The sequence below is a fragment of the Sanguibacter sp. TS_SC_8 genome (genome assembly GCF_055361235.1).
On record NZ_CM143955.1, the window covers coordinates 825,204 to 844,244 of the forward strand.

17 protein-coding genes, 3 tRNA genes and 1 pseudogene are annotated in these 19,041 nt (G+C 71.0%); 16 read left to right on the forward strand and 5 right to left on the reverse strand.

Translation table 11 applies throughout. The features are described 5' to 3' along the window. Positions 1 to 83 precede the first annotated feature (83 nt). The 6 genes from ACWA15_RS03565 to ACWA15_RS03590 all read left to right on the forward strand — a co-directional run bounded on the left by ACWA15_RS03565 (position 84) and on the right by ACWA15_RS03590 (position 7,079). On the forward strand, positions 84 to 779 hold the full coding sequence (locus tag ACWA15_RS03565; protein ID WP_464058082.1) for a hypothetical protein: 696 nt from the start codon (positions 84 to 86) through the stop codon (positions 777 to 779). Beyond that, entirely contained in the window at positions 779 to 1,255 is a 477-nt protein-coding gene (locus tag ACWA15_RS03570; RefSeq protein WP_464058083.1) for a hypothetical protein, read from the forward strand. Before ACWA15_RS03565 ends, ACWA15_RS03570 begins: the two co-directional genes overlap by 1 nt. 163 nt (positions 1,256 to 1,418) lie before the next feature. After that, positions 1,419 to 2,804, forward strand: a complete 1,386-nt coding sequence (locus tag ACWA15_RS03575; protein WP_464058084.1) for an FAD-dependent oxidoreductase — start codon at positions 1,419 to 1,421, stop codon at positions 2,802 to 2,804. Between the two features lie 102 nt (positions 2,805 to 2,906). Further along, positions 2,907 to 3,782 carry a zinc metalloprotease HtpX gene (htpX, locus tag ACWA15_RS03580; protein ID WP_464058085.1) on the forward strand — a complete coding sequence of 292 codons (876 nt, stop codon included), beginning with the start codon at positions 2,907 to 2,909 and terminating at the stop codon, positions 3,780 to 3,782. 81 nt (positions 3,783 to 3,863) lie between these two features. Next, entirely contained in the window at positions 3,864 to 4,628 is a 765-nt protein-coding gene (locus tag ACWA15_RS03585; protein ID WP_464058086.1) for an ABC transporter ATP-binding protein, read from the forward strand. A 6-nt stretch (positions 4,629 to 4,634) separates the two neighbouring features. After that, a complete protein-coding gene (locus ACWA15_RS03590; protein ID WP_464058087.1) occupies positions 4,635 to 7,079 on the forward strand; it encodes an ABC transporter permease in 2,445 nt (814 codons plus the stop codon). Positions 7,080 to 7,121: 42 nt separating this feature from the next. On the opposite strand, the gene ACWA15_RS03595 is transcribed toward ACWA15_RS03590, so the two are convergent. The 3 genes from ACWA15_RS03595 to rarD form a co-directional block, all read right to left on the reverse strand. Continuing rightward, on the reverse strand, positions 7,122 to 7,916 hold the full coding sequence (locus ACWA15_RS03595) for an HAD family hydrolase (RefSeq protein WP_464058088.1): 795 nt from the start codon (positions 7,914 to 7,916) through the stop codon (positions 7,122 to 7,124). Positions 7,917 to 7,918: 2 nt separating this feature from the next. Next, a complete protein-coding gene (locus tag ACWA15_RS03600) occupies positions 7,919 to 8,413 on the reverse strand; it encodes a YajQ family cyclic di-GMP-binding protein (protein ID WP_464058089.1) in 495 nt (164 codons plus the stop codon). Between the two features lie 162 nt (positions 8,414 to 8,575). Beyond that, on the reverse strand, positions 8,576 to 9,490 hold the full coding sequence (rarD, locus tag ACWA15_RS03605) for an EamA family transporter RarD (RefSeq protein WP_464059401.1): 915 nt from the start codon (positions 9,488 to 9,490) through the stop codon (positions 8,576 to 8,578). A 179-nt stretch (positions 9,491 to 9,669) separates the two neighbouring features. On the opposite strand from rarD, the gene ACWA15_RS03610 reads away from it, so the two are divergent. The 6 genes from ACWA15_RS03610 to ACWA15_RS03635 all read left to right on the forward strand — a co-directional run bounded on the left by ACWA15_RS03610 (position 9,670) and on the right by ACWA15_RS03635 (position 11,576). After that, positions 9,670 to 9,751 (forward strand) — tRNA-Tyr (locus tag ACWA15_RS03610). A 412-nt stretch (positions 9,752 to 10,163) separates the two neighbouring features. Continuing rightward, positions 10,164 to 10,235 (forward strand) — tRNA-Thr (locus ACWA15_RS03615). A gap of 64 nt (positions 10,236 to 10,299) precedes the next feature. Beyond that, positions 10,300 to 10,376 (forward strand) — tRNA-Met (locus ACWA15_RS03620). Positions 10,377 to 10,460: 84 nt separating this feature from the next. Next, the gene (rpmG, locus tag ACWA15_RS03625; RefSeq protein WP_464058090.1) at positions 10,461 to 10,628 is read left to right on the forward strand and encodes a 50S ribosomal protein L33; all 168 of its coding nucleotides are present in this window, start codon (positions 10,461 to 10,463) and stop codon (positions 10,626 to 10,628) included. A 25-nt stretch (positions 10,629 to 10,653) separates the two neighbouring features. Then, positions 10,654 to 11,148 carry an FAS1-like dehydratase domain-containing protein gene (locus ACWA15_RS03630; RefSeq protein WP_464058091.1) on the forward strand — a complete coding sequence of 165 codons (495 nt, stop codon included), beginning with the start codon at positions 10,654 to 10,656 and terminating at the stop codon, positions 11,146 to 11,148. After that, complete coding sequence (locus ACWA15_RS03635) at positions 11,145 to 11,576, forward strand: MaoC family dehydratase (RefSeq protein WP_464058092.1); 432 nt, start codon at positions 11,145 to 11,147, stop codon at positions 11,574 to 11,576. The genes ACWA15_RS03630 and ACWA15_RS03635 overlap by 4 nt, the downstream gene beginning before the upstream one ends. 83 nt (positions 11,577 to 11,659) lie before the next feature. Here ACWA15_RS03635 and ACWA15_RS03640 read toward each other — a convergent pair whose 3' ends face one another. Then, entirely contained in the window at positions 11,660 to 12,733 is a 1,074-nt protein-coding gene (locus ACWA15_RS03640; RefSeq protein ID WP_464058093.1) for a LacI family DNA-binding transcriptional regulator, read from the reverse strand. 181 nt (positions 12,734 to 12,914) lie between these two features. Between ACWA15_RS03640 and ACWA15_RS03645 the strand changes: the two genes are divergently transcribed. From ACWA15_RS03645 to ACWA15_RS03660, 4 genes are read left to right on the forward strand one after another with little or no spacing between them, the layout of a single operon-like run. Beyond that, a complete protein-coding gene (locus ACWA15_RS03645; protein ID WP_464058094.1) occupies positions 12,915 to 14,318 on the forward strand; it encodes an MFS transporter in 1,404 nt (467 codons plus the stop codon). After that, positions 14,315 to 15,601 carry an MFS transporter gene (locus ACWA15_RS03650; RefSeq protein ID WP_464058095.1) on the forward strand — a complete coding sequence of 429 codons (1,287 nt, stop codon included), beginning with the start codon at positions 14,315 to 14,317 and terminating at the stop codon, positions 15,599 to 15,601. The genes ACWA15_RS03645 and ACWA15_RS03650 overlap by 4 nt, the downstream gene beginning before the upstream one ends. Continuing rightward, complete coding sequence (locus tag ACWA15_RS03655; RefSeq protein WP_464058096.1) at positions 15,598 to 16,782, forward strand: UDP-N-acetylmuramate dehydrogenase; 1,185 nt, start codon at positions 15,598 to 15,600, stop codon at positions 16,780 to 16,782. The genes ACWA15_RS03650 and ACWA15_RS03655 overlap by 4 nt, the downstream gene beginning before the upstream one ends. A gap of 39 nt (positions 16,783 to 16,821) precedes the next feature. Next, the gene (locus ACWA15_RS03660) at positions 16,822 to 18,261 is read left to right on the forward strand and encodes an MFS transporter (protein ID WP_464058097.1); all 1,440 of its coding nucleotides are present in this window, start codon (positions 16,822 to 16,824) and stop codon (positions 18,259 to 18,261) included. Positions 18,262 to 18,420: 159 nt separating this feature from the next. Here ACWA15_RS03660 and ACWA15_RS03665 read toward each other — a convergent pair. Continuing rightward, positions 18,421 to 18,954 (reverse strand): annotated as a pseudogene (locus ACWA15_RS03665) (dihydrofolate reductase family protein); the annotation flags it as partial. Positions 18,955 to 19,041 lie beyond the last annotated feature (87 nt).

The following is a 19,041-nucleotide window of genomic DNA, read 5'->3' on the forward strand; positions in this document are numbered from 1 at the left end:
GGCGGGCACGCGGTGGACTGCGCTGGTGCGTCGAGGGTGTGCCGTGCCGCAGCGTGCGGCGGGGACGAAGGAGCTGTGAAGCCATGACTGAACTCGCGATCGACTACTGCGGCGAGTGGTTCCGTCCGAGCCTGGACGAGCCCTTCGACATCGGTCGTGAGGCGGACCTGTCCGTCGACGACAACCCCTACCTGCACCGCCGGTTCCTGCGGGTGTCCTTCACGGACGGGATCTGGTGGCTGTCCAACATCGGCTCGCTCATCTCGGTGACCGTGTGCGACGCGAGCGGCGGGGTGCAGTCCTGGCTCTCGCCGGGCAACCGCCTGCCCATCGTCTTCAAGAAGACCACGATCGTCTTCACCGCCGGTCCCACGACCTACGAGCTGCTCGTGCACCTGGAGGGCTCTCCCTACGAGGAGGTCGTCACCGACGGACCGCTCGTCGGCGAGACGACGATCGGCGTCATCTCCTTCACCACGAGCCAGAAGCAGCTCATCGTCGCTCTGTGCGAGCCGATGCTCAAGCGTGACGGGGCCGGGCTGAGCGAGATCCCGTCGACTGCCGAGGCCGCCAAGCGCCTGGGCTGGGCCACCACGCGGTTCAACCGCAAGCTCGACAACGTCTGCGACAAGCTCGACCGGATGGGCGTCAAGGGGCTGCGCGGGGGACCCAAGCAGCTGGCCACGAACCGCCGGTCGCGGCTCGTGGAGTACGCCGTCACCTCTCGTCTGGTCACCTCGGCCGACCTCCCCCTGCTCGACGTGGACTCCGACGACTGATGAGCACCGTCCTGACCTTCCCCTCCGACGCGTTCCCGGCCTACCCCAGCCTGCAGGTGGTCCAGCCGGAGGGGTGGGTGACGCTCGCGGGGGTCGGGCTGCCGCTCGCGCTCGCCCGGGAGGTGCCTAAGGGGCAGTTCCGCCCGAACGTCCTCGTCACGGTCACCCGTTTCGGTGCGGACCACACGGTCGCCGCCGCGCGCAAGGACGTGACCCGCCGTCTCAAGGAGCTGCCGCGGTTCACCGAGACCCTGCGGGAAGGCTCCGCCGAGATGCTCGGCGCGTCGGCGCTGCGGATCGAGGGCTACTTCTCGGACGGGAAGGGTGGAACTCTCGTGCAGGCCCTGCGGATGTGTGTGCTGGCGGCGGGCCCGGTCTTCGATGTGGTGCAGATCACTGGGACGTGCGCAGGCACTCAGGTGGACTCCGCCTTTGCCCAGATCCGAGAGATTCAGGACTCGCTCATCCGGGTTTGATGCGATTTACTGGGGGAAACAATCGTCCGCAGAGCAAGACGGGGGATCCACAGGGCGAGATGTCTGGGAGCGTTGGCCTCTTGCACATGCGCCTAGACTTTGAGAAGTCTTGAGATTCGCCCTCAGATGCACCGCCGACTCCAACCGGAAGGCTTGAAATTCCGTGAGCACTGACCGTCAACTCCGCGTGGCCATCGTGGGGGCCGGCCCGGCCGGCATCTACGCCGCCGACATCCTGTCCAAGACGGATCTCGACGTCTCCATCGATCTCTTCGAGCGTCTGCCGGCCCCGTTCGGACTCGTCCGCTACGGCGTGGCCCCCGACCACCCGCGGATCAAGCAGATCATCACCGCGCTGCACAAGATCCTCGAGCGCGGCGACATCCGTCTGCTCTCCAACGTGGACTACGGCATCGACCTCAAGCTCGACGACCTGCGTGAGTTCTACGACGCGGTGATCTTCTCGACCGGAGCGTTCACCGACGCGGCCCTGCAGATCCCCGGGGCCGACCTCGACGGGTCCTACGGCGCGGCCGACTTCGTCTCCTGGTACGACGGGCACCCCTACGTGCCGACGACCTGGCCGCTGCACGCCCAGCAGGTCGCCGTCATCGGCGCCGGCAACGTCGCGCTCGACGTCGCCCGGGTGCTGTCCAAGCACGCCGACAACCTCCTCGTCACCGAGATCCCCGACAACGTCTACGCGGGCCTGAAGGACTCGGCCGTGACCGACGTGCACGTCTTCGCCCGTCGCGGTCCCGCCCAGGCGAAGTTCTCCCCGCTCGAGCTGCGCGAGCTCGGGCACATCGCCGACGTCGACGTGATCGTCTACCCCGAGGACTTCGAGTTCGACGAAGGCTCGATCGCCGCGATCGGCTCGTCCAACCAGACGAAGCAGATCGTCAAGACCCTCACCGACTGGACGCTCAACGACCCGTCGACCTTCTCCGCCTCGCGCCGGCTGCACCTGCACTTCCTGCACGCACCCGCCGCGATCGTCGACGCCGACGGCGACGGCCGGGTCGACGCCCTGCGCACCGAGCGCACCCAGCTCAACGGCGACGGCACCGTCTCGGGTACGGGAGAGTTCCACGACTGGCCCGTCCAGGCCGTCTACCGCGCGGTGGGCTACTTCGGTTCTCCGCTGCCCGAGCTGCCCTTCGACGACCGCAAGGGCGTCATCCCGAACCTCGAGGGCCGGGTCATCGACATCGACGGCGCGCAGGTGTCCGGGGTGTACTGCACCGGCTGGATCAAGCGTGGGCCGGTCGGGCTCATCGGCCACACCAAGTCCGACGCGTCCGAGACGATCCGCAACCTCGTCGAGGACGCACAGAGCCAGGCCGACTTCGCCTCGGCGGGGCAGCCCGACCCGAGCGCCATCACCACCTTCCTCGCCGACCGCGGCGTCGAGGTCATCGAGTGGTCCGGGTGGGAGCTGCTCGACGCCCACGAGCGTGCCCTCGGCGAGGCGCAGGGACGTGAGCGGGTCAAGGTCATCGCCCGCGACGAGATGATCGCCATCGCCCGGGGAACCGCGCGGCAGTAGCTGCTCCGACGCACGCTGACGAACCCCTGTGAGTTTCCTGGATCGGGAACGCTCGCCGGGGTTCGTGCGTTGAACTGGGCAGACGTGAGAAGGGTGGCATCCGTGGGGCACAAGCATTTCAACGGGCTCAAGACCGCGGTCCTGTTCGGGGCGATGTGGGCCTTCCTGCTGGGCCTGTGGGCGGTCGTGGGCGGTGGGAGCTCCTCGATGCTCGTGCTGTTCTGCGGGATCGGTCTGGTCGGTACCGCCTACGGCTACTGGAACTCCGACAAGCTCGCGATCCGGGCCATGCAGGCACGACCGGTGAGCGAGATCGAGCAGCCGGTCATGTACCGGATCGTCCGTGACCTCTCGACCGCCGCCCGCCAGCCGATGCCCCGCCTCTACGTGTCACCGACCCCGGCGCCCAACGCCTTCGCGACCGGACGCAACCCCCAGAACGCGGCTGTGTGCTGCACGGAGGGGATCCTGGCGATCCTCGACGAGCGGGAGCTGCGCGGGGTGCTCGGCCACGAGCTCATGCACGTCTACAACCGGGACATCCTCACGTCCTCGGTCGCGGCGGCCTTCGCCGGGATCATCACCGCGCTCGCGCAGTTCCTCATGTTCTTCGGCGGCAGCCGCGACCGGGGCGGCAACCCCCTGGCGGTGCTGTTCATGGCCTTCCTGGCGCCGGTCGCCGCGACCGTGATCCAGCTGGCGATCTCCCGGACCCGCGAGTACGACGCGGACGAGGACGGCGCCAAGCTCACCGGTGACCCGCTGGCACTGGCGTCGGCCCTGCGCAAGCTCGAGGCCGGCACGCAGCGGACCCCGCTGCCCCAGAACCGGGACATCGTCGACGTCTCGCACATGATGATCGCCAACCCGTTCCGCGGGGGCGGCATGGGCAAGCTCTTCGCCACGCACCCCCCGATGGGCGAGCGGATCAACCGCCTCGAGCGGATGGCCGGGCTGCCCGGGTCGCCGCTGAGCTGACGCGGCTGAGGGCCGCTGGTCCCCGTCTGGCGGGGACCTTCCGCCCTACCGCGGTGGCCGCCAGGCGACCACGTTGGAGGTATGGAAGACGTCACCGAAGCGCGGCCGGTCATCGACGCTCGCGCGGGCTCGGACGGCACCCGGATCGACCTCGACGACGTCTGTCGCTGGTTCCCCGTGGGGGACACCGTGGTCAAGGCCCTCGACGACGTGAACCTCCACGTCGATGACAGCGCGTTCGTCGTGGTGCTGGGTGCGTCCGGGTCCGGCAAGACGACGTTGCTCAACCTCATCGGGGCGCTGGACGCCCCGACGACGGGGACGGTGCGCCTGGCCGGGAAGGAGCTCACCACCGCCTCCCGGGCCGAGCGGACCAGGATCCGGCGCGGGACGGTCAGCTTCATCTTCCAGAGCTTCAACCTCTTCCCGGGTCTGACGGCGCTGGAGAACGTCCAGTTCGGCGCGGATGTTGCCGGCCGACCGGACGCCGCGCGGGTCGCCGTCGACGTGCTGGGCCAGGTCGGCCTGGGTGAGCGGGCCGAGCACTTCGCCCATCAGCTCTCGGGCGGGGAGCAGCAGCGGGTGGCGATCGCCCGCGCGCTGGCCACGGGCAACCCGATCCTGCTGGCCGACGAGCCGACCGGGGAGCTGGACTTCCGCACCGGCGTGCAGATCCTCGAGCTGCTCCGAGCCCAGGCCGAGCTCGGGAAGACGGTCATCGTGGTCACCCACAACCGGGAGATCTCGCGGGTGGCTGACCGGGTCATCGAGCTCTCGAGCGGTCACATCGTCTCCGACGGCCCACCCTCTGGAGGTCGCGCTGCCATCTCCGACCTGCGCTGGTAGCCGGCCATGGCCACGAAGTCGGCGAGGAGCAACGCCGGGCTGTGGGTGCGCTGGTCGTGGCGCGACCTGCGGCGCCGCTGGACGGCCGTGGCCGCGATCGCTGCGGTGATCGCCCTCGGCACCGGCACCTACGCCGGGCTGCTGGGCACCTCCGCGTGGCGCACCCAGTCCAACGACGAGAGCTTCGCCCTCCTCGACGTGCACGACCTGCGCGCGGCGCTGCCGAGCGGCAGCACCGCCGACGAGGGACGCCTGCTCGAGCTCGTGGCCGGCCTGCCGCACGCCGGGGACGTGGCCGGGGCGCGCGAGCGGCTGGTGGTGCCCACCCAGGTCGCCGGCCCAGGCGGGCTCCTGGTGCCCGGAGAGCTCGTCGGCACCGACACCCGCACCGGTCCCCTGGTCGACGGCGTGCACGTCAGCGCCGGGCGCGCTCTCACGCCGGCCGACGACGGGCGGCCGGTGGTCGTCGCCGACCTGGCGTTCGCAGACGGCAACGGCCTCCCGCTCGGCTCCGAGCTCACCGTGTCAGGCGGCGACCGCCTCGAGATCGTGGGACGCGGCCAGTCGCCGGAGTACTTCATCCTCACCGGGGGGCAGGGGGGACTGCCCTTCCTCACCCAGAAGTCGTACGGCGTGCTCTTCACCTCGTTGCACACCGCGCAGGAGGCGAGCGGCACCCCCGGCCAGGTCAACGACCTGGTCCTCACCCTGCGTCCGGGTGCCGACCGCGACGTCCTGCGCGACGAGCTCGACCAGGCGCTCGCCTCCGCCCAACCGCCTCTCGTGGCAGACGTCACCACCCGGGACGACATCGACGCCTACCGCGTGCTCTACGACGACATCGACGGGGACGAGCAGCTGTGGCGGGTGATCGCGTTGCTCGTGCTGCTCGGCGCGGCCTTCGCCGCCATGAACCTCACCACCCGGATCGTGGAGGCCCAGCGGCGCGAGATCGGCGTCGGCATGGCCCTCGGTGTGCCGCCGCGCCTGCTCGCGGTCCGCCCGCTGCTGTTCGGTGCCCAGGTCGCCCTGCTGGGCGTCGGGCTGGGGCTGGTCGTGGGCTGGTCGATCGCGATCCCGCTGCGTGGGGTGTTCGTCGAGATGGTCCCGCTGCCGGTCTGGAGGACCCCGCTGCAGGTCGACGTCTTCGCCCAGGCGGCTGTGCTGGGGTTCGTGCTGCCGTTCATCGCGATCGCCTGGCCGGTCTGGCGAGCGCTGCGGGTGCAGCCCATCGAGGCGATCCGGGTCGGCCATCTCGCGGCCCGGGGGAGCGGCCTGGCGCCGGTGCTGCGCCGGCTGCGACTTCCGGGGCGCGGGTACTGGCAGATCCCCGTGCGCAACGTGTTCCGCACGCCGCGTCGCAGCGCCCTCACCGCACTCGGCATCGCCACCGCGATCACCACCCTGGTGACGATCGTCGGTCTCCTCGACACGTTCGGAGCCACTCTGGACCGGGCCGAGGACGAGATGCTCCACACCGCGCAGGACAGGGTCGCCGTCGCCCTCGACACCTTCCAGCCCATGGACGGGGACGTGGTGCGAGCGGTCGAGGAGCTGCCGGAGGCCGGGGCCGTCGAGGCGGGACTCCGGCTGCCGGGTGAGGCGGAGGGCGGGGGCGAGCGCATCGACCTCATCATCGAGATGCTCCCCGAAGGTGCCGCATGGCAGCCCACCCTGGTGGACGGGTCTGCCGCCGGCGGGCTGGTGCTGGCAGAGAAGGCGGCGCAGGACCTCGGCGCAGCCATCGGAGACACGGTGAGCGTCCACCACCTCCAGGTCACACCCGGCGGCCTGCAGACCGTCCGCAGCGACCTGCCGGTGGTCGGCATCCACCCGAGCCCGATGCGGATGTTCGCCTACCTCGATCCCGCCTTCGCCGGGTCGTTCGGGCTGGCCGGTGCCGCCAACACGCTGAGCGTCACCCCAGCGGACGGTGTGGGTGCCGAGGACGTGCGGCGGGCACTCATGGGTGTGCCCCACGTCGCCTCGGCCCAGACGCCGCAGACCGCGACCGAAGGGATGCGCGCGACGCTCGACGAGTTCGTCGGCATCCTCAACGTCGCGGCGCTGGTCACACTGCTGCTGGCGCTCCTGATCGCCTACAACACGACGTCGATCGCGGTCGACGAGCGCTCCCGCGAGCACGCGACCATGCTGGCGTTCGGGCTCCCTGTGCGCAGCGTGCTCGGCCTGACCGCGCTGGAGACCGTGCTCGTCGGCCTCGTCGGCACCCTCGTCGGCATCGCCGGTGGCTACGGCATGCTCACCTGGATGGCAGCGACGACGATCGCGAACGGGATGCCCGAGATCGGCGTCACCGCCACCGTGGCCGGGGCGACCGTGGTCGAGGCGCTCGCGCTGGGCGTGCTCACGGTCGCCGTGGCCCCGCTGCTCACCCTGCGCCGCCTGCGCCGCACCGACATCCCGTCCGCGCTGCGCGTCATGGAGTGAGGAGCGTGAGCTCGCCGGCGCCGCTGACTCGCGAGTCGCCTCCTATCGGGCGAGCAGCCCCTCCAGTGCCAGGGCGACGCCGTCGTCGTCGTTGGAGGAGGTGACGTGCGTGGCTGCGGCCAGCACGTCGTCGTGCGCGTTGGCGACGGCGAAGGAGGTCCCTGCCCAGGAGAGCATCGGCAGGTCGTTCGGCATGTCGCCGAAGGCCCAGACGTCGGCCGCGGCGACACCGTGGGCGGCGCACCAGCGCGCCAGGGCTGCGGCCTTGCTCACCCCGGGTGCCGTCATCTCCGCGAGCCCGACCGCGCCCGAGTAGGCCAGCTGCGCGCGGGCACCGATGACCTGCTCGACAGCGGCGAAGAACGCCTCCGGGGTCATCGTGCCCAGTCGGGCGAGGAGCTTGCCCACAGGCTCGTCGAGGTGGTCCTCGACGGCCGCGTGGGGGGCGCTGGGCGGCGCGTGGTGGTCGCTCGCGTAGTGCGGGTCGAAGATCGGGCCGCTGGGCCTCTCGAGACCGAGCTCGATGCCGGGCAGCGCGCTGCGCAGGTCGGCGACCACGGCGGTGAGGACGGCGGCGTCGAAGCCGCGCATCTGGGACACCTCACCGGTCGCGACCTCGACCACGCACGAGCCGTTGAGGCAGATCGCCAGGCCGTGCCCGCCCACCGCGTCGGCGACGGCGTCGAGCCAGCGCGGGGGACGGGCGGTGACGAAGACGACCTGGACCCCGCGGGCGTCGAGACCGGCGAGCACCCCGCGGGTCCGCCTGGAGAGCGAGCCGTCGCTGCGCAGCAGCGTGCCGTCCAGGTCGGTCGCGACGACCCGCGGGGCCGTCACCGTCAGCGGTAGTTGGTGAACTGGACGGCGAAGTCGAGGTCAGCGCCCTTGAGCAGGGCCTGGACCTCCTGGAGGTCGTCGCGGGACTTGCTCGTCGCGCGCACCTCGTCGCCGGTGATCTGCGTCTTGACGCCCTTGGGGCCTTCTTCGCGGATGATCTTCGTGACCTTCTTCGCGTTCTCCCCGGCCAGGCCCTCCTTGAGGCTGACCTCGAGGCGGTACTCCTTGCCCGAGATCTGGGGGCCGTTCTCGGGGATGTCGAGGTGCTTGAGCGACACGCCCCGCTTGATGAGCTTGGTCTCGAGCACGTCGAGGATCGCGCGGACACGCTCCTCGGAGTTGGCGATCATGAGGATCTTCTCGCCGCTCCACGCGATCGAGGCGCCGATGTTCTTGAAGTCGTAGCGCTGGGCTACTTCCTTGACCGCCTGGTTGAGAGCGTTGTCGACCTCCTGGCGGTCGACCTTGCTCACAATGTCCATCGATGAGTCAGCCACGATAGGTCTCCTGTCGCACTGTTGGAAATGGGCTGATCCCACCGTATCCGATCCCCACCCCACCACCCCCACCAGCCGCCCCCTGCCCCCCACTCCCCATCCCCCCGCTGAGTGCGTGATTGTCCCGCAAAACGCCGGCGTGTCGCGTACAAGATCACGCACTCAGCGGGTCGGGCGAGCCGGGCGGGCCGGGCGGGGGAGGCGGGTGGCTCGGAGGGAGGCGAGGGCGTCGAGGGTGAGGATGGTCAGGGCGACCCAGACGAGGGCGAAGCCGACCCAGCGCAGCGGCGGCATGTGCTCGTGGAAGACCAGCACCCCCACGAGGAACTGCAGCACCGGCGCGATGTACTGCAGCATGCCGACGACGCGCAGCGGCAGGATCCGCGCGGCCGCGCCGAAGCTCAGCAGCGGCAGCGCCGTCACGATGCCCGACGACGCGAGCAGGAGGGCGTGCCCCGCGCCGTCGTGCAGGAAGGTGCTCGTGCCCTGGACGGTGAGCCACACGAGGTAGCCCGCCGCCACCGGGGCGAGCACCGTCGTCTCGACGGCCAGCCCGGGGATGGCTGTGACGTCCCGCCCGACCCGGTTCTTGATGAGGCCGTAGAACCCGAAGCTCAGGGCGAGCCCGAGCGAGACCCACGGCACGGTGCCCATGCCCGCGGTGATGACGACGACCGCCGCCATCCCGAAGCCCAGCGCCACCCACTGCGCGGGGCGCAGGCGCTCCTTGAGGACGACCACGGCGAGCAGGACCGTGACGAAGGGGTTGATGAAGTAGCCCAGCGACGCGTCGATGACCTGCCCCGACGTCACGGCGTAGACGTAGATGACCCAGTTCGCCGCGACCAGGACCGCAGCCACGGACAGCGCCGCCATGAGCCGGCCCGAGCGCAGGACGGTCAGGTAGCCGCCGAGCTGGCGGGTGAGGAGCAGCAGGATCAGGCAGAACAGCAGGCTCCACACGATCCGGTGGGCGATGATCTCGAGCGCGCCGGCGGGCTCGAGCAGCGGAAAGTACAGGGGGAGCGCGCCCCACATCGTGTAGCAGGCGATGCCCAGGGTGAGGCCCCACCGCATCGAGCTGGACGGGTCGGTCGAGACGTCGGAGGGTGGGGCGGGGGTGGTCGTCGTCACGAGCCAACGGTACGAGGCAAGGCGTCGATTTCCGATCACCCGCTCTGTCTTGTATCGTTGTCTCGCTCCTGCAGATCGGTTCTGCGGCTCACGCCGTCGGTCCAGATCCCAGGGAGAAGCTAGGCAGCTTGCCCGAGCGGCCAAAGGGAGCAGACTGTAAATCTGCCGTGTAATGCTACGTGGGTTCGAATCCCTCAGCTGCCACACACCGGGGCGCCATCCATGCGGATGGCGCCCTTTGTGCGTCCCCGTGCCGAGGGGTTCCCGACTCCTGGACGTTGCTGCCGACGTCGTCAAACCCCCAAGCCGACCGCCGACCTCGTGAGCGCCTCGCCGAGCTCGTGAGCCACGTCCGGCGGCCCGGCATGAACGGCCGTGGCTCACGAGCTCGGCGGGTGGTTCACGAGTTCGGGCGCGCGGAGGCCACGGGATTGCGGGCGAGGGACGGGGGCGGGAGGCCGGAGCCGGGCGCGGGGGAGCGGGTGGGGTGGGCGCGTGGCGCGGGGTGGTCCCACGCTCATGTATCGTTGGCGCGTCGCGGATCGCAAGGGACGAGATCAGCCCACCAGGGCCGATTTCATGAACCAGCCCACATGCATGTATCGTTTTCCGCGCTGCCCCCGTAGCTCAGTGGTAGAGCGCAGTCTTGGTAAGACTGAGGTCATGGGTCCGATTCCCATCGGGGGCTCTGTTGGTGAGATGTAGGTCGGCGTGGGAACATTGCTCTCACGCCGGTCGCTGAACATCGATGCGGCGGGGTAGCTCAGTTGGTCAGAGCGCACGGCTCATAATCGTGAGGTCGCGGGTTCGAGCCCCGCCCCCGCTACCAGCACTGGTAACACTGCGCGCGCCGGCCGGCGGCGCGCGTCAACGAAGTACGTAGCGCCCCGGCGGCGCGAGAGGTGGCACGACCGTGGCTAAGAGTTCTGACGTTCGCCCCAAGATCACGCTTGCATGCGTTGAGTGCAAGGAGCGCAACTACATCACGAAGAAGAACCGTCGGAACACCCCCGACCGTCTCGAGCTCGCGAAGTTCTGCCCGCGCTGCGGCAAGCACAACGCCCACCGCGAGACCCGCTGACCCTCTCGGTCAGCACCCTGCAGCGATGACGACTTCTTCCGTCAACCTCGACTATGTCGGGCGCGAGTATCCGGCCAACGCCCCGTACTCGGTTGGTCGGGAGAAGATTCGGGAGTTCGCCGCTGCGACAGGTTCGACCCACCCCGCGCACCACTCTGTGGACTCTGCGCGGGGTTTGGGCTATCCAGACCTCATCGCCCCGCCGACCTTCGCGGTCATCGTCGCCCAGCGGGCCGAGGCGCAGTACATCGAAGACCCGGCCGCCGGAGTCGACTTCACCCGGGTGGTGCACGCCGACGAGCGGTTCGTCCACCACCGCCCGATCCGGGCCGGTGACGAGCTGGTCACCATGCTCACGGTCGTCTCGATCACCGAGCGCGCCGGTCTGGCCATGGTCACCACCCGCTGCGACATCCACGCGCTGTCCCAGCCCGACGCCGCCCAGCCCGACGCCGCGCCGCCCACCGAGCTCGTCTCGACGGTCACGTCGACGCTCGCCGTGCGAGGAGAGGGCCTGTGAGCACCTCGGTCCGTCCCGACATCACGACGCTCACCGTCGGTGACGTCATCGGCTCCCGCAGCGTGGTCGTCGACCGGGCCCGCCTGGTCCGCTACGCCGGGGCGAGCGGTGACTTCAACCCGATCCACTGGAACGACGTCTTCGCCGTCAGCGTCGGCCTGCCCGGCGTGATCGCCCACGGCATGTTCACGATGGGTGCCGCTGTCGCCCTCGTCGAGGACTGGGCCGGGGATCCCGGAGCCGTCGTCGACTATCAGACCCGGTTCACCCGCCCGGTCGCCGTACCCAACCCGGGCGAGGCAGTCATCGAGGTGTCCGGCGTGGTCGCCGTGATCGACCTCGACGCCGCCAGGGTCCGCGTGGACCTCACCGTCACCTTCGACGGCTCGCGTGTCCTCGGCAAGTCCCAGGCTGTCGTCGCACTCTGACCCACCCCGGCCGGCCCTCGCGGCGGTCGCCGCAGACCTTCCCAGGCGCGCGACCGGCTCGAGCCGCTCGCGCCCTCGAGCCGCTACGCGCTCGGGGCGGCCGTCGTCGTGCCGATGACGAGGTCGACGTCGAGGATCGTCACCCCGGGGGCCTCGCCCGCGAGGAGGTCCGCCACGGCGCGGCCGAGGGCCTCGCCCTTCTCCGCGAGCGGCTGCCTGACCGTCGTGAGCACGTCGGCCCCGAGCCATGGCAGGTCGAGCCCGTCGAAGCCGGCGATCGAGACGTCCTGCGGGACCCGGAGCCCGAGCTCGCGGGCGCCGAGGATGGCGCCCGCGGCGAGCAGGTCGGACTGGGCGACGATCGCCGTCGGGCGCTGGGAGGGGTCGGGGAAGCGCTCGGGGGAGAGGATCGCGAGGGCTGCGGCGTGCCCCTGCTCGACGAGGGAGGCCTCGGCCTCCCAGCAGATGGTCGGGGTGATCCCAGCGTCGGCGAGGCCTTCGAGGCGATGCTTGGTCGGCGTCCAGTCGGGCGTGATGGAGGCGTCGACCTCGCCGGAGCGGCGGGTGAAGCCGAAGGGCAGGGAGATGACGCCGAAGCGTTCGTGACCCAGGCCGAGCAGGTAGCGGCCCAGCTCGGCGGTCCCGGCGCGGTCGGCGATGCCGACCAGCGGGGCGCCCTCGACCGGGTGCCCCTCGCCCACGACGACCGGGACGCCGCGGCGCTGCAGCGCGTCCAGGGTGGGATCGTCGGCGTGCACGCCCCAGATGAGGACGGCCACGTCCATGCCCGCGGACTCGACGAGCGGGGCGACGACGCGGCGCCCGTCGACCGGGGGCGCGCCGGGGATGAGCAGCACGCCGAGGTCGAGGGCGCCGAGGGTGCTGGCCAGGCCGTCGAGCACCTGGATCGAGACGGGATCGCGGAAGCTGCGGCGCAGCTTGTCGCCGATGACCACCCCGACGATGCCCGACCGCCCGGAGCGGAGCTGGCGACCGAGCGGGCTGGGACCGCGGTAGCCGAGGTCGGCGGCGGCGAGCACCTTCGCGCGGGTCTTCTCGGCGATGGGTCCGGACGTGGCGAAGGCGAGCGAGGCGGTGGACAGCGAGACTCCCGCGGCCTCCGCGACGCTCGCAAGGGTCGGTTTGTGTGCCGACACGTCAACCTCACACTTTCGTTCCACGTTCCCAATTGACGGACGACGCCAGCGTACCCGAGAATTGATGTTCAACCTCGAAACGATTCGATACGATCGTGGGAGGCTATCGAATCGATTCGAATACGAGGAACACGGCATCAAGGCTCTCTCCACTCCCGAACAGCAGGTCCACCGCGCGCGGATGTTCCTGCTGAGTTTGTTCCTGCTCCTGGGGATCAGCATGTCCAGCTGGCTCGCCCGGTTGCCCACGATCCGCGAGATGCTCGGGCTGAGCACCTCCGAGCTCGGCATGGTGCTGCTCGCGGGCGCCCTGGGGTCACTCGTGGCGGTCACCCTCGCCGGGTCGATCGTGGCGCGCTTCGGCGGTCGCCGAGTGCTGGTGGTCGCCGCGATCGGCAGCTTCTTCGCCCTCGCGCTGGAGGGCATCGGCCCGACCGTCGGCTCCACGGCCATCCTGGCCTTCGGTCTGGTGCTCAACGGCATGAGCATCGCGCTGATGAACGTCCCCCAGAACGTCGAGACCGCCGCGGTCGAGCGCCGCATGGGCCGCGCCGTGCTGCCCCAGTTCCACGCCGCCTTCTCGATCGGCGCGGTGCTCGGCTCCCTCATCGGGGCAGCCTGCTCGATGCTCGGCGTGCCCGTCCTCGCGCAGTTCCTCACGGTCACCACCCTCACGCTGATCTGGCGTCTCATCGCGATCCCGCACGTCGTCCTGGACACCCACCTGCCCGACGCCGTCCGCTGGGACCGCGCAGACAGCGCGCGCTCGACGCGGGTCCGCAAGGCAGAGATCCGCGCCGGCGTCCTCGTCCCGGCCCCGGGCACCACCGGCGCCCGCGCCGCCATGGGTGCCCGCCGGGCGAGCCTGGGCTCGGCCCTGGGTGCCTGGCGCGAGCCGCGCACGCTGTTCGTCGGTGTCGTGGTCATGGCCGCGGCGCTCTCGGAGGGCTCGGCGAACAACTGGCTGCCGATCGCCGTCGTCGACGGGTTCGCCGAGACCGAGGCCACCGGGGCCTTCGTCTTCGGTGCGTTCGTCACCGCCATGACTCTCATCCGGATGTTCGGCGCTCGCCTCATCGACCGCTACGGCCGCGTCACCACGCTGCGGCTGTCCGGGGTGGTGGCGATCGTCGGGCTGCTGCTCTTCGGCTTCGCACCCAACCTCATCGTCGCGGGTGTCGGCGTCGTGCTGTGGGGCATGGGCGCCGCCCTCGCCGTCCCGCTCGGGATCGCTGCGGCCTCCGACGACCCGCTCAAGGCCGCCGCCCGCGTCTCGGTCGTCTCCGCCTTCGCCTCCATGGCCTCCCTCGCCGCGCCCCCGCTGCTGGGCCTGGCCGCCGAGGCGATCGGCGCCCGGCACGCCCTCACCCTCATCGTCGTCGCCCTCACCGCGAGCCTGCTGCTGTCCAAGCACGTGGCCAAGATCCTCCCCGAGGACGCGACCATCCACGCCCCGGAAGCGCCCAAGGCCGCGCCCGACGCGGACGCCGAGGCAGCGCCCACGACACCGACCCCCGCACCCGTGGTCGATGATGGTCCGGTCGGGCAGATCCACCACACCTCCCAGGAGCGAGTCGACGCATGAGCAGCATCCGCGAGTCCACCGTCGTGAGCACGGCTGCGAAGGCGGTCTACGCGGTCTTCTTCCTCAGCGGCTTCAACTTCGCCAACTGGGCCTCACGGATCCCGCTCGTGCGGGACCTGCTCGGCTACGACCCGGCGCAGATGGGCCGGGTGGTCCTCGTCGCGGCGGTCGGGTCGATCCTCGGGCTCCCGCTCGCAGGCTGGATCGTCCAGCGGATCGGCGGCCGCCAGGCCATCGCGATCTTCGCTGCGATCAACGTCACCGGCTTCGTCCTCGCGGCCTGGGGCGTGAGCCACGGCGCGCTGTTCCTGGCTCTGACGGGACTGTTCCTGTCCGGGGTGGGGATGGGCGTGTGGGACGCGGCGATGAACCTCGAGGGCGCCGCCGTCGAGCAGCGCATGGGACGGGCGATCATGCCGCGGTTCCACGCGAGCTTCTCCTTCGGCACGATGGCCGGCGCCGGGATGGGCGCGCTGGCCTCCTGGCTCGACCTGCCGCTGTTCACCCACATCACCGTCGCGGTGCTGGTCTCCCTCGTGCTCGTCCTGGTCAGCGTCCGTCACCTGCTGCCCGACGCCGAGACCGTCGCTCCCGTCGGCGCCCAGCCCGACCTCGACGGCGTGGACCCAGCCATCCCCGTGGTTCCAGTCGTTCCACCGGCCAAGGACAACCCCTTCGCTGCGTGGCTCGAGCGGCGCACCCTGTTGATCGGTCTCGTGGTCCTCGCGGCCGCGCTCACCGAGGGCGCCGCCAACGACTGGCTGAGCATCTCCGTCGTCGACGGCTTCGACGGGTACCAGGACCGGCACGCCGTCGGGGCGATGGCGCTGTTCGTGTTCCTCGCCGCGATGACCGGGATGCGCCTGCTGGGCACCGCCCTGCTCGACTCCCGCGGCCGGGTGTACGTGCTGCGGCTGTCCGCGGTCCTGGCGCTGGTCGGCCTCGCGATCTTCGGCCTCTCCCCGTGGCTGCCGCTCGCCCTCGTCGGCATCGTCGCCTGGGGGATGGGCGCCGCGCTCGGCTTCCCGGTCGGCATGAGCGCCGCGAGCGACGACCCCGCCCGTGCGGCGGGCCGGCTGAGCGTCGTGTCCACGATCGGCTACACGGCGTTCTTCGCCGGCCCGCCGATCCTCGGGGAGCTGGCCGACCACATCGGTTTCCGCTACTCCCTGCTCTCGATCGCGATCCCCGTGCTGCTCGGTCTGCTCGTGTCCTCGGTCGTGGCCACGCCCGAGGAACGGGAGCGACGGCGGGTGCCGGGCCGAACTAGTCTGGTGAAGTGACCGTCGACCTCCCCACCCTGTCCGAGCCCACCTTCGCCGACCTCACCACGCTGCGCGTGGGAGGAGTCATCGACGCCTACGTCACCGCCTCCACCGAGGCCGAGCTCATCGACGTGGTCCGCGCGGCCGACGACGCCGGCGAGCCGCTGCTCGTCATCGGCGGAGGGTCCAACCTGCTCGTAGCGGACGAAGGATTCTCCGGCGTGGTGCTGCGGGACTCCCGCAGCGGCATCACCGTGGACAGCTCCGACACGTGCGGCGGGGCGAGCATCACCGTCCCGGCCGGCCACACCTGGGACGCCCTCGTCGCCGAGGCGGTCGCGAACGAGTGGGTGGGGGTCGAGGCGCTCTCCGGCATCCCCGGGACCGTCGGCGCGGCGCCGGTGCAGAACATCGGCGCCTACGGCCAGGAGGTCTCCGGGACGGTGGCCAGCGTGCGGGTCTGGGACCGCGGCCAGGGCCGGGTGCGCACCCTCGCCCTGACGGACCTCGGCTTCGGCTACCGCACGTCCATGCTCAAGCGCTCGACCCAGCTGGCGCCGGGGGAGCCTACCGACCCGCTCGCTCCGTGGTACCCGAGCCCGCGGTACGTCGTCCTCGACGTGACCTTCCAGCTCCGCCTCGGCTCCCTCTCGACCCCGGTCGCCTACCCCGAGCTCGCCCGCCGCCTCGACGTCGCCGTCGGCGAGCGCACCGAGAGCAGCGCCGTCCGCGAGGCCGTCCTGGAGCTGCGCGGCAGCAAGGGCATGCTGCTCGACGCCGGCAGCGACGCAGGCAGCGCCGTCGACCACGACCGGTGGAGCGCCGGATCCTTCTTCACCAACCCGATCCTGCCGGCCGAGCTCGCGGGCGACCTGCCCGAGGGCGCGCCGGTCTTCCCGGTCCGCTCGGCGACCCCGATCACCACGACCGGCCCGAGCCTGGGCCAGATCGACGCCTCGGTGATCAAGACGTCCGCGGCGTGGCTCATCGAGCACGCGGGCTTCGGCCGTGGCTACGGGGTGGACGGGCCCAACAGCCCGGCGACCCTTTCCACCAAGCACACCCTCGCGATCACGAACCGGGGGTCGGCCACCGCAGCGGACGTGGTCCGCCTCGCCCGCACGGTGCGCGACGGCGTCGCGGCGACCTTCGGGATCGAGCTGGACGCCGAGCCCGTGCTGGTGGGCGTGACACTCTAGCGGCGCTGGGCAGTCACCTGGATCCGCTACGGTGCGCCCATGACTCTTGGCACCGACCCGGCTCCGGACGCGACCCGAGCGACCGACCTCGCCCCCGCCCTCCCGCCCCACCAGCCAGTCTCCGCCCAGCGGCTCGGCCGCAGGGCCGTGGTCGCGTGGTCGCTGTGGGACTGGGGCTCGGCCGCCTTCAACGCCGTCGTCACGACCTTCGTGTTCACCCGGTGGATCACCAGCAGTGCCTTCGTCGACGCGGACGTGGTCAGCGCCGCCGAGGTCGGGGGAGAGAACTCACCCGCCCAGGCGGTCCTCGACTCCGTGCTCGCCCAGCACTCGACGTGGCTCGGCTGGGGTGTGGCCGCCGCGGGGCTGTTCATCGCGCTGCTCGCCCCGGTCCTGGGGTCACGGTCGGACCGCTCAGGGCGGCGCAAGCTCTGGCTCGGCATCAACACTGCCGTCGTGGTGGTCCTCATGGCCGCGATGTTCCTCATCACCCCCGACCCCGCCGCGCTCGAGCAGAACATCGTGCTCGGCATCGTGCTGCTCGCCCTCGGCAACATTTTCTTCGAGCTGGCCTCGGTCAGCTACAACGCGATGCTCAGCCAGGTGTCCACCCCGGCGACCGTGGGCAAGGTCAGCGGCCTGGGGTGGGGTGCTGGCTACCTCGGCGGCATCGTGCTCCTGCTCGTGCTGTTCACGGGCTTCATCAACCCCGACGTCGGCTGGTTCGGGGTGACCGGGGAGGGCGGAATGAACATCCGCGTCGCGGTCCTGCTCTCCGCGCTCTGGTTCGGTGCCTTCGCCATCCCCGTGCTGCGGGCCGTCCCCGAGGTGCCCGCCGAGGGACCCCGCACGAGGCTGAGCATCGCGGCGTCCTACCGCAGGCTCGCGGCCGACGTCGCGGCGCTGTGGCGGGCGGACCGTCGCACCGTGTGGTTCCTGCTCGCGAGCGCGGTGTTCCGCGACGGGCTGGCCGGGGTGTTCACCTTCGGCGGCATCATCGCTTCGGTGAGCTTCGGCTTTACCGCGAGCGACGTCATCATGTTCGCGATCGCTGCCAACGTCGTGGCCGGCCTCGCCACGATCGCCGCCGGGTACGCCGAGGACCGGGTCGGTGCCAAGGCTGTCATCGTCGCTGCCCTCGTCGGCATGCTCGTGGCCGGCTCAGTCGTGCTCGCCGCGCATGACGGCGGTGCCACCGTGTTCTGGACCTTCGGCCTCGCGCTGTGCGTCTTCGTCGGACCGGCGCAGTCCGCGAGCCGGGCGCTCCTCGCCCGGCTCACCCCGCCCGGTCGCGAGGGCGAGATGTTCGGGCTCTACGCCACCACCGGCCGGGCGGCGAGCTTCCTCGCCCCCGCCGCCTTCGCGGTCGCCATCACGGTCTTCGACGGCCAGCACTGGGGCATCCTCGGACTGCTCGTGGTGCTCGCTGCGGGCCTGGCGCTGCTGCTCCCGGTCAAGCTCGGCGACCTGCGAGGATGAGTCGTCATCGGTGGGCCCCAGGCGGGTCACCCGGCGGCGGACGAGGAGGATGTGGGTGACCGCGGGGGAGGACACCATCTCGACGCAGGCGAAGTCACCGGCCTCCGGGCCGAGATCGCCGAAGAGCCGCTCGCCCGAGCCGAGCAGGATCGGGACGAGGGCCACGTGGATCTCGTCGACCAGGCCCGCGGCCAGGAACTGTTGGATCGTGGACGCCCCGCCGCCCAGGCGCACGTCGAGGTCCCCGGCGGCGTCGATGGCCCGGGCGTAGGCGTCGCCGACGCCGTCGACGAAGTGGAAGGTCGTGCCGCCGGCCATGACCAGCGGTGGGCGCGGGTGATGGGTGAGCACGAACACCGGGTGGTGGAACGGGGGGTGCTCGCCCCACCAGCCGGTCCACGCCTCACCGCCGTGCGTGTCCGTCCACGACTGCCACTCACCGCGGACCGGGCCGAACATGTTCCGCCCCATGATCGTCGCGCCGATGCCGGTCTCCCCGCGGGCGGCGATGGTGTTGTCGAGGCCGGTCGACCCACCGGTGAGTCCCTGCCCCTCACGGAGGACGCGCGTGGCGAGAGCCCACTCGTGCAGGCGCAGGCCACCGACCCCGAGCGGGTCGTCGAGGCTCTGGTCGGGACCAGCCAGGAAGCCGTCGAGGGACATCGAGAGGTTGTGCGCGCGGAGCTGCGACATGTCGGTCACCTGGCGATCGCGATGGTCATGGTCCTCCCATCGTGGCACCGTGGTGGCGGGACGCCACCGCGCGGCGGTGGTTGACTG

What these genes read in the sequence shown, in the direction of transcription:
- ACWA15_RS03565 (WP_464058082.1), top strand. Translation starts at nt 84, where the DNA reads ATGACTGAACTCGCGATCGACTACTGCGGCGAGTGGTTCCGTCCGAGC.
- ACWA15_RS03570 (WP_464058083.1), top strand. Translation starts at nt 779, where the DNA reads ATGAGCACCGTCCTGACCTTCCCCTCCGACGCGTTCCCGGCCTACCCC.
- ACWA15_RS03585 (WP_464058086.1), top strand. Translation starts at nt 3,864, where the DNA reads ATGGAAGACGTCACCGAAGCGCGGCCGGTCATCGACGCTCGCGCGGGC.
- ACWA15_RS03590 (WP_464058087.1), top strand. Translation starts at nt 4,635, where the DNA reads ATGGCCACGAAGTCGGCGAGGAGCAACGCCGGGCTGTGGGTGCGCTGG.
- rarD (WP_464059401.1), bottom strand. Translation starts at nt 9,490, where the DNA reads ATGCGGTGGGGCCTCACCCTGGGCATCGCCTGCTACACGATGTGGGGC.
- ACWA15_RS03630 (WP_464058091.1), top strand. Translation starts at nt 10,654, where the DNA reads ATGACGACTTCTTCCGTCAACCTCGACTATGTCGGGCGCGAGTATCCG.
- ACWA15_RS03645 (WP_464058094.1), top strand. Translation starts at nt 12,915, where the DNA reads ATGTTCCTGCTGAGTTTGTTCCTGCTCCTGGGGATCAGCATGTCCAGC.
- ACWA15_RS03650 (WP_464058095.1), top strand. Translation starts at nt 14,315, where the DNA reads ATGAGCAGCATCCGCGAGTCCACCGTCGTGAGCACGGCTGCGAAGGCG.
- ACWA15_RS03660 (WP_464058097.1), top strand. Translation starts at nt 16,822, where the DNA reads ATGACTCTTGGCACCGACCCGGCTCCGGACGCGACCCGAGCGACCGAC.